The sequence below is a fragment of the Bacillus paramycoides genome, assembly GCF_001884235.1.
In the GTDB taxonomy this organism is placed as follows: Bacteria; Bacillota; Bacilli; order Bacillales; family Bacillaceae_G; genus Bacillus_A; species Bacillus_A paramycoides.
In genome coordinates, this window is sequence record NZ_MAOI01000079.1 from 35,412 (window position 1) to 50,022 (window position 14,611).

Here is a 14,611-nt window from a genome sequence, read left to right on the forward strand (position 1 = left end):
TGTTACAAATGGTGAAATTAATTGGAATTTTACTTGTTGCGGTTGGTTTTTTATTTAGATTAAATACACTGTTAGTAGTTATGGTTGCAGGTATTGTTACTGGTATGGTTTCAGGCTTAAGCTTTTATGATGTGATCAGCATGTTCGGTAAATTTTTCGTAGAAAACAGATATATGTCTATGCCAATATTGTTAACTTTACCTGTAATCGGGATATTAGAGCGTTATGGGCTAAAGGAAAGAGCAGAGGCACTTATAACGAAGTCAAAAGGAGCTACAACTGGAAGAGTATTAATGTCATATTTTACGATAAGAGAATCTTCAGCGGCACTTGGACTTAATATTGGTGGTCATGCGCAAACAGTGAGACCACTTGTTGCACCAATGGCAGAGGGAGCTGCGCAAGGTAGGTATGGTAAACTTCCTGAAAAATTAAGAGAGAAGATTAAAGCAAACGCAGCAGCTGCGGAAAACACAGCTTGGTTTTTCGGAGAAGATATTTTTATCGCAACTGGTGCCATTTTATTAATGAAAGGGTTCTTCGATTCAGTAGGAATGCATGTCGGTGTATGGGATATGGCGCTTTGGGGAATTCCGACTGCGATATCTGCCCTTATTGTGAGCTGGATTAGGTTTAGAAGGTTTGATAAGTATATAGAGAAAACAATGAAGGCAGAAGAAAAACAAGAGAAGGAGGTTATATAAGATGAACGTAATAACAATGGATACAATTTATTATATATTAGGTATAATCGTTGCATTTATCGCTGTTCGGATTGCATTTGATCGTGAGCATCCAAACCGATTTGGTTCTAGTTTATTTTGGGCATTGTTTGCAGTTACATTTATATTTGGAAATGTAATCCCTTCGTTTTATGTTGGCTGTATTGTACTTGTCATGGTCGTTTTAGCTTCATTAAATAAAGTAACAAAATCTCAGGAGAAAGAAGTACCAGTACAAGAACGTGTGAAACATGCTGAGAAATTAAAAAATAAAATTTTCATGCCTGCACTTTTAATACCTATTTTTACAATTATCGGAACGCTAACGTTAGGAAAAATCAAATGGGGAAATGTCGCACTTGTTGATCCTGATAAAGTGACATTAATTGCACTAGCATTAGGAGCGTTACTCGCTTTCGTAGCGGCGATGAGCATCACAAAGGCGAAAATAACAACGCCTGTTCAAGAAGGAAGTAGATTATTACAAGCTGTTGGCTGGGCTGTTATTTTACCACAAATGTTAGCGGCGCTTGGCGGTATTTTCGCGAAGTCTGGCGTTGGACAAGTTGTTTCTGATTTAGTCGGACAAGTATTACCGACAGAGTATCCGTTCGTTGCTGTTATGGCATATTGTTTAGGGATGATGCTGTTTACAGTTGTAATGGGGAATGCATTCGCAGCATTTGCAGTAATTACTGGCGGAATCGGTTTACCTCTAATTGTACAAATGCATGGGGGGAATCCAGCGATTATGGCAGCACTCGGCATGTTTGCTGGATATTGCGGAACGCTGATTACTCCAATGGCGGCAAACTTTAATATCGTTCCGGCGATGCTTTTAGAACTGAAAGATAAAAATGCTGTCATTAAGGCGCAAGTACCAATTGCTATTTCGATTTTCATTATAAATATGTTTATAATGTACGGTCTTGTATATCGTTTCTAATTAGGAGAGTGAAACTATGAAAACAGTATTACTAACGGGATTTGATCCGTTCGGCGGAGAAAGCATCAATCCAGCTTGGGAAGTCGCAAAAAGTTTGCATGAACAAACAATCGGAGAGTACAAGATTATTAGTAAACAAGTTCCAACCGTATTTCAAACATCAATACAAGTATTAAAAGCGTATATAGAAGAGCTGACTCCTGAAATTATTATATGTATTGGACAAGCTGGGGGCAGGGCAGATATTACGATAGAGCGTGTAGCAATTAACGTTGACGATGCAAGAATTGCTGATAATGAAGGGAACAGGCCGGTGGATATACCGGTTGTAGAAGAAGGCCCTATTGCGTATTGGTCCACACTTCCGATGAAAGCAATCGTAAAAAGACTTCGCGAAGAAGGTATACCAACTTCCGTTTCACAAACTGCAGGTACATTCGTTTGTAATCACTTATTCTATGGTCTTATGCATGAACTAGAGAAACATGATAAGAAAATAAAAGGTGGTTTTGTTCATATTCCGTTCCTACCAGAACAAGCGAGTAATTATCCAGGGCACCCGAGTATGTCACTTTCTACGATTCGTAAAGGGATACAATTAGCAGTTGAGGTAACAACAGAAGTGGAAATAGATATTGTTGAATGCGGGGGCGCGACGCATTAAATAAAGCGAATTGTACAACACCTTCTGTAAACAACTGGTATAATATAGTGTATGAATATACATAGAGGTGATTTTTGTGCAGCAATATGAGGAAGTACGTTCGATATTAGAAAAAGCAAAGAAAATTACAGTGTTAACAGGTGCTGGTGCAAGCACGGAAAGTGGAATCCCTGATTTTCGTTCAGCAAATGGATTATATGCTGATGCGAATGTAGAGATGTATTTATCAAGAGGCTATTATAATAGAAATCCGAAAGAATTTTGGAAGCATTATAAAGAAATCTTTCAAATTAATACGTTTCATCAATATGAAGCGAATCGTGGGCATCACTTTTTAGCAGAGCTAGAGGAACAAGGAAAAGACATAACGATTTTAACGCAAAATATTGATGGTTTGCATCAATTAGGTGGAAGTAAACATGTAATTGATTTACATGGAACACTTCAAACTGCGCATTGTCCGAAGTGTAAAGCGGGATATGATTTACAGTATATGATTGATCATGAAGTGCCGCGCTGTGAGAAATGCAATTTCATTCTAAATCCAGATGTTGTTTTATACGGAGATACGTTACCACAATATCAAAATGCGATAAAACGTTTATATGAAACAGATGTACTTCTCGTAATGGGAACGTCATTAAAAGTACAGCCTGTCGCTTCATTCCCAGAAATGGCAAAGAGAGAAGTAGGGGCAACAACAATTTTAGTAAATGAAGAGTTAACAGGACAAGAATATAATTTTGATTATGTTTTCCAAAATAAGATTGGTGAATTTGTAGAAAGCCTATCTTCAATGAAAGAATAATGATTTGATTAAAAAACTGAGGTGAATGGTGGCCACCTCAGTTTTTTTGTATGAAATATATTCATGTTATTGCTTAGTAAGGGGAATGGTAATAAATAGGGCATGAACGTAGAAAACTGAAAATTAAATCTTTTCTTTCTTTTGTAATTAATATAAAATTCTATATATATCATATAAATAAATTTGACACATAATGATGTATTTGCGTGCAATGTAGGGAACGTATTTTTTTCATGCAGAGAAATGTTAATAGAATGAAGCGAGGGAGCAAAATGAGACAGAAAAAGGAGAAGCAGAAACAGTCGAAAAAGAAAAAGACTCATATTCCATTTCGATTAAATGTATTATTTTTTGTCGTATTTCTTTTATTTTCAGCTATTATTATTCAGCTAGGTAAAGTACAAATCATTGATGGAGAAACGTATCGAAATGAAGTGAATAAAAAGGAAGATGTAACGGTGAGTACACCTGTACCTAGAGGGAAAATGTTTGACCGAGAAGGAAAACCTATTGTTAATAATAAACCGTTACGAACAGTTACATACACGAAAATGAAAGGGGTAGACTCGAAGGAAGTTTTAAAAGTAGCAAGAGGATTGGCACAGTTAATCGAAATGCCACAAGAAGATATGGACAAGTTAACAGAGACAGATAAAAAAGACTTTTGGATGCAGTTAAATGAAGAGCGTGCAGCAAAAAAAGTAACAAAAGATGATGAGAATACATTTAGAGAGCGGAAAATAGAAGGAAAAGACTTAGATAAAAAAGTGGAAGAATTGAGAAGGGAAAGAATTACACAAGAAGAATTAAATGAGCTTTCAAAAGAAGATATAGAAGTACTAGCAATTAAAAGTAAAATGAATGCGGGATATAAAATGACACCCCAAATTGTCAAAAAAGATGTTAGTCAAAATGAATACGCAGTAGTTAGTGAAAGGTTGTCGAGCTTGCCAGGCGTAGATACGACTGTAGATTGGGAGCGTGAATACCCAAATGACAAAATACTCCGTTCTGTACTTGGTAGTGTTTCTAGTGAGAATGAAGGATTACCGAGGGAGCAATTAGACTATTATTTAGTACGAGATTATAACCGAAATGATCGTATCGGTAAGAGTTACATCGAAAAACAATACGAAGATGCACTGCATGGGACGAAAGAACAGTCTAAAAATATTACTGATAAAGCGGGAAATATTATTCGGACTGAAAAAGTGACAAAAGGAAAAAGTGGAAACAATTTAATATTAACAGTTGATATGGATCTACAGAAGAAAGTGGAGGAAAGTCTTGAAAAAAATTTAAGGGCATTTCATTCTTCAGAACCGATGATGGACCGTGCGTTCGTCGTTATGATGAATCCAAAAAATGGCCAAATCTTATCATTGGCAGGGAAGAAAATTGTAAATAAAGACGGTGGAATGCAAATAGAAGACTACGCTTTAGGAACGATGATAAGCTCGTATGAGTTAGGATCAACGGTGAAAGGAGCTACGGTATTAACGGGATATCAAACAGAAGCGATTAAGCCATATACACATTTCTTTGATGCCCCAATGTTCTTTAAAGGAAGTTCGAAGCCGAAGAAATCGTGGAAAGACTTTGGAGATATTGATGATTTAAGAGCATTGCAAGTATCATCCAATGTCTACATGTTTAATACGGCCTTAAAAATTGCAGGGGTTGATTACGTAGCAAACAATCCGTTAGATATTAAACAAGATGCATTTAATAAAATGCGTTATTATTTTAGACAATTTGGTTTAGGCGTACCAACGGGTATAGATTTACCGAATGAATCGATAGGTCAAATAGGTAGAACAGATAATATACCAGGTTTTTTACTTGATTATGCGATTGGACAATATGATACATATACGCCGTTGCAACTAGTGCAATATATGTCAACAATTGCAAATGGTGGTTACCGGATGAAACCACAAATTGTGCAGGAAATTAGAGAGCAACCAAATAGACCAGAGGAAGTAGGAAAAGTCATTCAATCGATGGAACCAGTCGTGTTAAATCGAGTGGATATGGATCTTACATATATTAATCATGTAAAAGAAGGGTTTAGAAGAGTTTTCCAGGAAGCTGATGGGACAGGTACTGGAACTTTTAAAGGTCTACCGTATAAACCGGCTGGAAAAACAGGAACAGCAGAGACGGTATATGGTGGGGAAAGTGATATTGGAAGAGATGAGAACAATAACCGAAAAAAATGTTATAATTTAACTCTCGCCGGTTATGCACCATATGACGCTGATCCGGAAGTAGCTTTTTCTGTTGTTGTACCGTGGGTGAATAATGATAAATCAGGTATTAATTCTGCAATTGGTAAAGAAATTTTGGATGCGTATTTTGATTTGAAAGCACAGAGATCAGGTGTAAGTGCAGTCCCGGTCGCACAACAGCCGAATAAGGCACAGTAAAAAATGAAATTCAAACTGTAGTATATCACTGCACAGATGAAACCATATTGTGCAGTGATATATTTTTGAGCTGAAAAGTGTTTTGATAAGGTGGGAATACATATGAAAAAGGAGATCAAGGGCGGCTGGGGAAAGTACATACTATTTATATTTGTTTTGGTAGTAGTGTATCAGTCTTTTACTCTATGTAAGGTTGAAGGGAAATCGATGCAGCCGACTCTACATGAAGAAGACTACGTATTTGTAAATAAAGCCGCTGTACATTTTTCTAACTTACAGCACGGAGAAATCGTCATTATTAAAGAAGAAGATGGATCGAAATATTATGTAAAACGCGTAATAGGACTTCCTGGTGATGTCATTAACATAACGAATGGAAGTGTATATGTTAATGACAAAAAGCAAGATGAACCGTATATAAATAAAGACCTATATAACAATACACAAGTGTTTTACAACTTTCAAAAGACAAAGATTCCACCAAATAAGTTATTTGTAATGGGAGATAATCGTGAGTATAGTAGGGATAGTCGAAATGGCTTAGGATATATTGAAGAAGATAACGTTATTGGCAAGGTGGAATTTATATATTATCCTTTTTCGAAAATGAAAATACTAGACTAGTTTAGTCTAGTTATTTTATTTTCTTCAAAAAACAACGAATGAATTAGATGAACTTTTTCATCCTCAAGTGCTCCTGTTAGGGTGATGATAAGTAACGCTTTTATATTAAGTTAACGGTTAGGAAATAGAAAGGGTATGATAATATGTATAAGTACACAATATGCTTCATTAGAAAAGGGGATAACATACTCCTTTTGAATAGGAATAAAAAGCCGACAATGGGAATGTGGAATGGTGTTGGCGGTAAAATTGAGGATAATGAAACCCCATATGAAGGAGTAATTAGAGAAACGTTTGAGGAAACGGGAATTCAGCTTCAAAGTAGTGTAACGTATAAGGGGAATATTATCTTTAAAGATAAAGACGAGCCTCTGGATAGTGAGGGAATGTATGTATTCCTTGCTGATTTACCAGATGGAGTACATATGGACACACCATTAAGCACGGCTGAAGGAATATTAGAATGGAAGTCAATCGATTGGATATTAGATGGTGATAACAGAGGTGTAGTTAGCAATTTACAAAGATACTTACCGATATTATTAAAAAAGGATAATAAATTAGAGCATACCTTTATTTATGATAACAGGAATATCATTGATTACATAACTTCTATTCTGACAGAAGATGATACGAAAAAACGACATGTAAAACATCTCGTTTCTCAATAGGAGAAGCCCCGTTAAAATACTAAAAAAAGCCAAATCCTTTATTGGAATTTGGCTTTTTTGCAGGGAATGCTAATTCAAGTTTTACTCTACATAATTTGCTTTAATGATAAAGCGGTGTTGCTTTACATCGAAATATCCTTTTTGCAAGATCATTTCATGTATGCGATACAATTCCTCATTATAGCCTTCGATAGTAAAATCAGGGATTTGCCACGGAATTGCTTTTAAATAATAAACGACAGCGCCGATATCATAATAGCGCTGAAGAGGGAACTCTTCCTTCGCTTCTATAATTGTAAATCCACTTTGCTTTAATTCACTACATGCTGTTTCGAGTGACCAACTTACAAATTCTGAATTAAGCGGTGCACCAAACAGCTCATTAAGGTGGGAACAATCAAGACCACCGACTTGCTGAGTAAGGAATACACCATTTGGCGAAAGGATCCTTTTTACTTCAGAAGCGCTATATGATTCATGTCTATTTATTATGAAATCAAATTGGTTATCGTGAAACGGTAAAGCAGAATCATCTGTTACTTCGAGAACTTGAACTCCTAAAGGCTCTAATTTTTTTCGAGCAATTGGTACGTTTGGAGTAAATCCTTCAGTAGCATACATACTGGACGGAAACGGTTGTAACATAGATAAAAACTCTCCGCCGCCAGTACCCATATCTAACATTGATTTTGCATGTTGCATAAGCTGGAAAGCAGCGCTACCGTACGACCATGATAAAGGCTCGCTATTCATTCGACCAGTTTCTGAAATGAAAGAAAAGTCCCAGCCGCTAAAATTTGTCTTTGCACTTTCTAATAGTGCTGAAAATAATGGATCACGTTTCATATTATTGTCCTCCTATTTCATTAATGAATGATATAGTAAGAAATGAGAAAGGGAGGACCTCTTATTAAAATGAAGCGGTCTTACGTTTCGTGTTCGAATAGATTCATATTACATTCGCTCCTCGCGAGAATAGTTATTTATATATTCGGGATAGTCGAGTGGAAATCCTTTGAAATTATAAGGGAAGGCAGTTGTTTAATGAAAAATTGGATTGAGTTTACAGACAAAGAGTACGATCAAATTTGGGACAGGGTATACAGTGAACTTGAGTTTTCACCGAGTGATGTTACATTTCCATCATTTAAAGTGCCAAGTCCTTTTGTTACATATGATATTTCTCAGTATTTCGGTGAGTCGGTGGATTTAAGTGCATATGACGAGCTTGAAGAAAAAGCGTTACAAGCTTTTAGAGAGAATACAGAATTAGATGAATATATAACGGTACTTGATTGGCAACATGAATGTTACTGGGTAAATCCATATTTAAAGTTCGATAGAAATGAATTTGATGAGTGGATAATTCCAATCATCCCAAATGGAGACTACTATTTCTTTATTCAGAAGGACTTGAAGTGGGGGTATTTAGGTCATCCTTGGGAAAAGAGTATAACGATATTTGGAAAAGAACTAATAGAGAGCATTCAGCAAAATAAACCGGAAATGTTTTATAAGATTTTAAGGCAGGGCTAATGTGTATCTCTAATTTGAATATAAAAGATGCCAATACTTCAATACGAAATATTGGCATCTTTTTATTTTTTTATCGACAATCCATACACCAATGTCTCACTCGGAGTCGTAATACTAAAACCAGTCGTCTTATAATCAAGTTTTAACGTATCACCAGTATAATCTTTTGTGAATGAGTCCATTTGTACAATAAGCTGTTCATCTTCATATACAGCGTCATTTGCATTATATGTATCCCAAATTAGATCAACATCAACAAAAATACTACAAGAGTTTGTCATTGTTCCTCTAATGCGAATGATCTTTTTGTCTTCACGTTCTAGCCTCTGTATAGCTGCTTTTGCTTCATCAGTAATACGAATGTTCATTGGATCCCAACCTTTATTTATGTTTCTTCTATTATTGCAAAAACAGAAGAAATAGGGAAGGAAGAAGCATTGCAATAAAAAACGAGCAAACAATATTGTTTGCTCGTTGTACTTTATTTCAGTTCACATTTATCAAGTGGAATCACTTTCGTTTTCTTAGTAAATTTATATCCTAACCATAGTATTAAGAAGAGCGGTAAACCGATGTAAGAAACAAGTACACCGTTCCAATCGATAGATGCTCCCATAAATGCTCCGTAGTTTTGACCTAAAATAACGATCACACAAAGTGTAAATGCAAAGATTGGACCGAACGGGAACCATTTTGCTTTATATGGTAAATCTTTTAAATCTTTTCCTTGGGCAATATATGCTTTTCGGAAACGGTAATGACTAATAGCGATTCCTACCCAAGCAATAAATCCTGACATCCCAGAAGCATTTAATAACCAAATGTATACAACACCGTCACCGTATAAAGAAGCGATGAAAGCGACGCTACCAACTACTGATGTTGCGATTAATGCGTTAACAGGTACACCGCGGCTATCTAATTTACCTAAAAACTTTGGTGCTTTTCCTTGGCGAGCTAAATCCCAAAGCATACGAGTTGATGCGTACATTCCAGAGTTACCAGCAGATAAAACGGCAGTTAAAATAACAGCGTTCATAACAGAAGCAGCAAAGGCAACGCCCGCTTTTTCAAATACAAGTGTAAATGGACTTACTGTAACATCACTTGCTGCAAGGCTATCAGTCGTATAAGGAATTAATAAACCAATAACGAGAATTGCTAAAATGTAGAATAATAGAATACGCCAAAAAATAGAACGAATTGCTTTCGGAATATTACGTTCTGGATCAGACGTTTCACCAGCAGCCACTCCTAATAATTCAGTTCCTTGGAATGAGAATCCAGCGGCCATAAATACACCGATAATTGCCATGATTCCGCCGTTAAATGGTGCATCTGCAACAGTGAAGTTCTTAAATCCAATAAATTCGCCGCCCATAATTCCAAAAATCATCATAAAACCGACAATTAAAAAGATAATAATAGTAACTACTTTAATAAGTGCGAACCAATATTCAGATTCACCAAATCCTTTAACAGATAAATAATTTAAGAGAAAAATAATAGCTAAACAAAGTCCACTCCAAATAAGAGAAGGTGTATTTGGGAACCAAAATTTCATAATTAATGTTACGGCCGCTAGTTCAGCAGCGATCGTAATCGCCCAGTTATACCAATAGTTCCATCCAAGTGCAAAACCAAGTGATGGATCAACAAATTTTGTTGCATAAGTACTAAAAGATCCAGTAACAGGCATGTAAGCTGCGAGTTCTGCTAAGCTTGTCATTAAAAAATAAACCATAATCCCAATTGCAGCGTATGCAACTAGTGCACCGCCGGGACCAGCTGTATGGATAACACTACCGCTGGCAAGAAATAGTCCGGTACCGATTGTACCACCGAGAGAGATCATCGTAAGGTGACGAGATTTTAATCCACGTTTTAATTCACCTTGTCCTTGTGTAGTTTGCGTTTTAGAGGTAGCTTGATTCGTTGCGCTATTCATGTTCAACACTCCTTTTCTTGTAAGATAGGAAGGAGCGGGGGAGAAAAATACAAAAAACCGCCAAAAGAATTAGGCGGAACGTTTCACAAATAACCACCCCATCATACCCTTCCGTTAAGATAGCACCCCACGTCTACACGGTAATTTTGTAAACGTGACAGTTCTGTTCCTTTCGGAGACAGCCCCAGCCCATATTTCCAGAGAAGAAATATAAACTTCGGCAACTTTTCCTTTCAAACGGAGTCGATGACATTCTCTGTGTCTCGGCCGTTATACTCTTAAAAGTTGCAACCTCTACCTCATCGGATTGATGAGGATTTATTTATTGCTATGATTTTTAATATATGGCAATTGTAATGACTTTCTGAAAATATTGCAAGGAATTTTGTAGGGAAAAGTCAAAAATTATCGGTTATTGTATAGGAAACGCTTGCAAAACTCCACCCGAACCTACTATTATGTAACAATAAGCAAAGAAAAAATTGTTATACAAATGTTTCGCAAAAAATAATGAAAAATCCTCTAAAATTAAAAGAAAATTCAGAAAATAAAATTCGACATAAACATTAAAAGGGGATTAGTTCTTTATTTTTTTGAAGAGAAAAGAATGAATATTCTTTATATTATATGATAAAATTGAAGTATTGTTTAATGGAAAAGGGGACATCGTTATGAAATTAGAAACGGAAAGATTACATATTATCCCGTGTACGGAAGAGTGGGTTCAAATTGCGAATAATCAAGGATACAATAGTGGTCCGCATATTTTAGGGCATGTAGAAAATGTGAAACAAGATGCGGCTTTATTACCGTGGGGCGCTTGGTATGTTATTCGAAAAGAAGATGACATCGTTTTAGGTGATATAGGATTTAAAGGGGCACCTAATGAGAATCATACAGTTGAAATGGGTTACGGATTTATTGAGAAATATTGGAATAAAGGGTATGCAACAGAAGCGGTTCGTGAATTAATGAAGTGGGCTTTTCAAACAGGAGAGGTGGAAACGGTTATAGCAGAGACACTCCTTGATAACTATAGCTCTATTCGTGTATTAGAGAAATTACATATGAATAAAGTAAATAGTACTGAAACAATGATTAATTGGAAGATTGAAAAATAAAAAATACCGCCCGAAGCAAATCGGGCGGTATTTTGCGCAATTATGGTAGCATTTGTTTTTGATCTGTCGGATAGCCTATCGTCGTTTGTTTCGAATGATTTGAATGATTACGGACAGAAATGAAAATAGAAATAATAACGACTAGACCAACTGCAACATAAGAAAGTGTAATAATAGTTGGATCAACTTTAAATGATGTAAGTAATGTACGTATATTCGTAAAGATAATAAGGCCACCGACGAGTACGCCGAGTAAATGTGGAGGAACGATGCGTACTAACCATGCTGCGATTGGTGCGGCAACAACACCGCCGAGCATTAAGGCAAATACCCAAACCCAGCTAACTTGTTCCCAGCCAAGTGAGATGAAAAAGCCGATTGTTGCAGCGAGTGAAACAGGAAATTCGCTCGTATCTACAGATCCAATAACTTTTCTAGCTTCATTTCCTCTTGCAAGAAGAACAGGTGTCGTAATAGGCCCCCAGCCACCACCGCCAGTTGAATCAACAAATCCTGCAAATAAGCCAAGCGGCACAAGTTGTTTCGCAGACATACGCTTATTTGAAGCAACAATTTGTTTTTGGATGATGAATCGTAATAAAATATAAACCCCTAAAGTAAATAAAAATAAGGAAATGTATGGTTTAATTACATCGCCAGGTAAATTACTTAAAAAACATGCCCCGACAAAAGCACCGATCGCCCCTGGCAATGTAAGTCTAGAAACTGTATATTTATCAACGTTTCCGAATCGTATATGAGATGCACCGGAAGCGGCAGTAGTGACTACTTCAGCTAAATGAACTGATGCAGAAGCAACAGCTGGTGCGATACCAAACATTAATAATAAAGAGGAAGACGTTACCCCATACGCCATTCCAAGCGCTCCATCAATCAATTGAGCGAAAAAACCAATAATAGCAAAGACAATTAATTTCTGCATAAATAATCCCCCTAAAATAATAAATAAAAAAGGCACTTTTCCCGTGTGAGAAAAGTGCCTTTGGTTTTTCCAATCAGCATTATATTAATTTGTTTCATTATAATGCATATTAATCTTATAAATCAACTAGGTTTTAAAGTTTTTTGAATTGAATGAAAGAAAGAGAGAATATACAATAAAAGGATGGAGAGAAAGGGGAGAAAGAATATGTTAGCATTTGATCATCTCGTTCACGCAGTTCATTGTACGCCTGAGGAAGCAGCAAAACAAATGCAGTCATTAGGTTTTCATACAGTACAAGGTGGACAGCATACAAACTGGGGTACTTGGAATAGTTTATGTTATTTTGATTTATCATATATAGAATTTTTAGCAGTCCAGCACGAAGAAAAAGCGAAAGAAGCAGAAAATCCATTAGTGCAGGAAACGGTTTTTAAATTGCAAAATGGAGAAGGTATGCTACAAATCGCAATTCGAACAGATGAAATTGAAGAATTAGCCGTTAATTTACAAAAACATGGTTTGCAAACGATAGGACCATTTGAAGGAAAACGTATGAGAGAAGATGGTCGCCTATTAGAATGGAAAATGTTATTTGTAAAGCAGGAAGAAGATGGACCGAAATTACCTTTCTTTATACAGTGGAATGAAACGGATGAAGAAAGAAGAAATGATCTACGTAAAACAGGGACGATTACGGAACATAAAAATAAAGTGCAAGAAATAAAAACAATTCATTATGCGGTGAAAAACGTTCGAGACACAGTGCAGAAATGGAAAGAAGTAATGGGATTAACAGTAAGTTCAATCATAAGAGATGAAGAGTGGAATGCAGAGTGTCAAAGTGTATTATTTGGTGGTATTAGTGTGCAGTTTTGTGAACCGGTAGGGGAAGGGTTCGTACAAGAACGTTTAGTACAGTACGGAGAATATCCGTTTGCGGTGGAGTTTAAAGGGGAAGGAAAACAGGAGCATCAAGTACTAGGTAGTATGTACATATATTAATAGAGGTGAGTTTTGTGGAGACAATTTTAAAAGCGATAGAAAGAAAACTAGACTGGCCTCTTATAGTAAGAGCGACTGTTATTTCAAAAGGTTTTTCATTTGATGAAAAATATAAAGTTGAATTAGAGAGTGGAGAAACATATTTTATCAAAGTATGTGATTCTTCATATTTTGAACGGAAGCAGGAAGAATATGAATATATGCAGCGGCTAGAGTCATTACATATTCCCATGCCAAAATTAATTCATTTTATAAGCCTTACCGAATTAAAGAAATGTGTATAAGTTTTTGAGTGGATTGATGGATTAGATGGTGAAGATATATTAAAAACTTTATCTATAGAAGAGCATAACGATTTTTCTTCTTATGTTCCGAGATGGTATCAATCATTTAATGTGGATAGAGTAAACAAAAAATGATGGAGGGATTCATTTGGATAAAATTGCGGTAATTTCAGATATTCATGGTAATATTCCAGCATTAGAATCCGTACTGAAAGATATTAAATTAAGAGGAATAGAGCGCATTATTTGTCTGGGTGATTTAGTAGGAAAAGGACCTCATTCAAGCGAAGTAATTGAAATCGTTCGTAAAGAATGTGAAGGAGTCGTAATGGGAAACTGGGATGATTTCATTACAAAACCGACTGAATTTGAAGCATTAAAATGGCATCAAAAACAACTGTCAGAAGAAGAAAATGAGTATTTAAGAAGTTTACCATTTTCAATTGAGTTTTATATGAGTGGGAAACTCATTCGTATGTTCCACGCTTCACCGAGAAGTTTGTATGAAAGAATTCAACCACACGCTTCAAGAGAAGAGCGTGTTAGTATGTTCGAAAATAGTGAGTTGACAGAGAATATAGAAGGGGAAAGAAAACCAGATGTTGTTTGCTACGGTGACGTTCATCAAGCATACGTTCAAAATTTTAGGGGGAAAACGTTATGTAATGCTGGTAGCGTAGGAAATCCACTTGAAATTACACAAGCTTCCTATTTAATTTTTGAAGGAACATACAATGAAAAAGAAGCAGCGAGCTTTTCCGTTCAACTCGTACGTGTACCGTATGATATTGAATTAGCAATTCGATTAGCGGAAGAGCTCGATATGCCAGAAATTGAGGAATATAAGCAGGAGTTACGTACTGCTTTGTATCGAGGGTTTAAGGCGAATTGAGGAATATGTAAATCAATA

The 14,611-nt window shown here is 36.1% G+C and carries 15 protein-coding genes, 1 pseudogene and 1 riboswitch; of the genes and pseudogenes, 12 read left to right on the forward strand and 4 right to left on the reverse strand.

The annotated features are described in order from the left end of the window. The first annotated feature begins 8 nt into the window (after window positions 1–8). The 7 genes from BAU28_RS16220 to BAU28_RS16250 all read left to right on the forward strand — a co-directional run bounded on the left by BAU28_RS16220 (window position 9) and on the right by BAU28_RS16250 (window position 6,864). Window positions 9–704, forward strand: coding sequence for a DUF969 domain-containing protein (locus BAU28_RS16220; protein WP_048375235.1), 696 nt, complete (start codon window positions 9–11; stop codon window positions 702–704). Window position 705: 1 nt separating this feature from the next. Continuing rightward, window positions 706–1,668 (forward strand): DUF979 domain-containing protein, encoded by a 963-nt coding sequence (locus BAU28_RS16225; protein ID WP_048375237.1) that lies wholly within the window; start codon window positions 706–708, stop codon window positions 1,666–1,668. 16 nt (window positions 1,669–1,684) lie between these two features. After that, a complete protein-coding gene (gene pcp, locus BAU28_RS16230; RefSeq protein WP_071719144.1) occupies window positions 1,685–2,332 on the forward strand; it encodes a pyroglutamyl-peptidase I in 648 nt (215 codons plus the stop codon). A gap of 67 nt (window positions 2,333–2,399) precedes the next feature. Next, entirely contained in the window at window positions 2,400–3,140 is a 741-nt protein-coding gene (locus BAU28_RS16235; protein WP_082148017.1) for an NAD-dependent protein deacylase, read from the forward strand. A gap of 254 nt (window positions 3,141–3,394) precedes the next feature. After that, a complete protein-coding gene (locus BAU28_RS16240; RefSeq protein WP_208610973.1) occupies window positions 3,395–5,569 on the forward strand; it encodes a peptidoglycan D,D-transpeptidase FtsI family protein in 2,175 nt (724 codons plus the stop codon). A 102-nt stretch (window positions 5,570–5,671) separates the two neighbouring features. Then, window positions 5,672–6,193: a signal peptidase I gene (gene lepB, locus BAU28_RS16245; RefSeq protein WP_071719146.1), complete on the forward strand. Its 522-nt coding sequence runs from the start codon at window positions 5,672–5,674 to the stop codon at window positions 6,191–6,193. Between the two features lie 143 nt (window positions 6,194–6,336). Next, window positions 6,337–6,864, forward strand: coding sequence for an NUDIX hydrolase (locus BAU28_RS16250; protein ID WP_071719147.1), 528 nt, complete (start codon window positions 6,337–6,339; stop codon window positions 6,862–6,864). An 81-nt stretch (window positions 6,865–6,945) separates the two neighbouring features. On the opposite strand, the gene BAU28_RS16255 is transcribed toward BAU28_RS16250, so the two are convergent. After that, the gene (locus tag BAU28_RS16255) at window positions 6,946–7,710 is read right to left on the reverse strand and encodes a class I SAM-dependent methyltransferase (protein ID WP_071719148.1); all 765 of its coding nucleotides are present in this window, start codon (window positions 7,708–7,710) and stop codon (window positions 6,946–6,948) included. Window positions 7,711–7,908: 198 nt separating this feature from the next. Here BAU28_RS16255 and BAU28_RS16260 point away from each other — a divergent pair, with 198 nt between their 5' ends. Beyond that, window positions 7,909–8,400, forward strand: coding sequence for a DUF2716 domain-containing protein (locus tag BAU28_RS16260; RefSeq protein WP_071719560.1), 492 nt, complete (start codon window positions 7,909–7,911; stop codon window positions 8,398–8,400). Window positions 8,401–8,462: 62 nt separating this feature from the next. Here BAU28_RS16260 and BAU28_RS16265 read toward each other — a convergent pair whose 3' ends face one another. Beyond that, entirely contained in the window at window positions 8,463–8,768 is a 306-nt protein-coding gene (locus BAU28_RS16265; protein ID WP_071719149.1) for an iron-sulfur cluster biosynthesis family protein, read from the reverse strand. A 113-nt stretch (window positions 8,769–8,881) separates the two neighbouring features. Beyond that, the gene (locus BAU28_RS16270) at window positions 8,882–10,348 is read right to left on the reverse strand and encodes an amino acid permease (RefSeq protein ID WP_025147840.1); all 1,467 of its coding nucleotides are present in this window, start codon (window positions 10,346–10,348) and stop codon (window positions 8,882–8,884) included. A 112-nt stretch (window positions 10,349–10,460) separates the two neighbouring features. After that, window positions 10,461–10,653: riboswitch (Lysine riboswitch) on the reverse strand. Between the two features lie 366 nt (window positions 10,654–11,019). Here BAU28_RS16270 and BAU28_RS16275 point away from each other — a divergent pair. Beyond that, window positions 11,020–11,469, forward strand: a complete 450-nt coding sequence (locus BAU28_RS16275; protein WP_071719150.1) for a GNAT family N-acetyltransferase — start codon at window positions 11,020–11,022, stop codon at window positions 11,467–11,469. Between the two features lie 40 nt (window positions 11,470–11,509). Here BAU28_RS16275 and BAU28_RS16280 read toward each other — a convergent pair whose 3' ends face one another. Next, window positions 11,510–12,412 carry a sulfite exporter TauE/SafE family protein gene (locus BAU28_RS16280; protein WP_025147842.1) on the reverse strand — a complete coding sequence of 301 codons (903 nt, stop codon included), beginning with the start codon at window positions 12,410–12,412 and terminating at the stop codon, window positions 11,510–11,512. A gap of 207 nt (window positions 12,413–12,619) precedes the next feature. Here BAU28_RS16280 and BAU28_RS16285 point away from each other — a divergent pair, with 207 nt between their 5' ends. The 3 genes and pseudogenes from BAU28_RS16285 to BAU28_RS16295 all read left to right on the forward strand — a co-directional run bounded on the left by BAU28_RS16285 (window position 12,620) and on the right by BAU28_RS16295 (window position 14,593). Beyond that, window positions 12,620–13,417 carry a VOC family protein gene (locus BAU28_RS16285; protein ID WP_071719151.1) on the forward strand — a complete coding sequence of 266 codons (798 nt, stop codon included), beginning with the start codon at window positions 12,620–12,622 and terminating at the stop codon, window positions 13,415–13,417. A gap of 14 nt (window positions 13,418–13,431) precedes the next feature. Continuing rightward, a pseudogene (locus BAU28_RS16290) lies at window positions 13,432–13,764 on the forward strand (phosphotransferase); the annotation flags it as partial. Between the two features lie 85 nt (window positions 13,765–13,849). Next, window positions 13,850–14,593: a metallophosphoesterase family protein gene (locus tag BAU28_RS16295; protein WP_071719152.1), complete on the forward strand. Its 744-nt coding sequence runs from the start codon at window positions 13,850–13,852 to the stop codon at window positions 14,591–14,593. The last annotated feature ends 18 nt before the right edge of the window (window positions 14,594–14,611 follow it).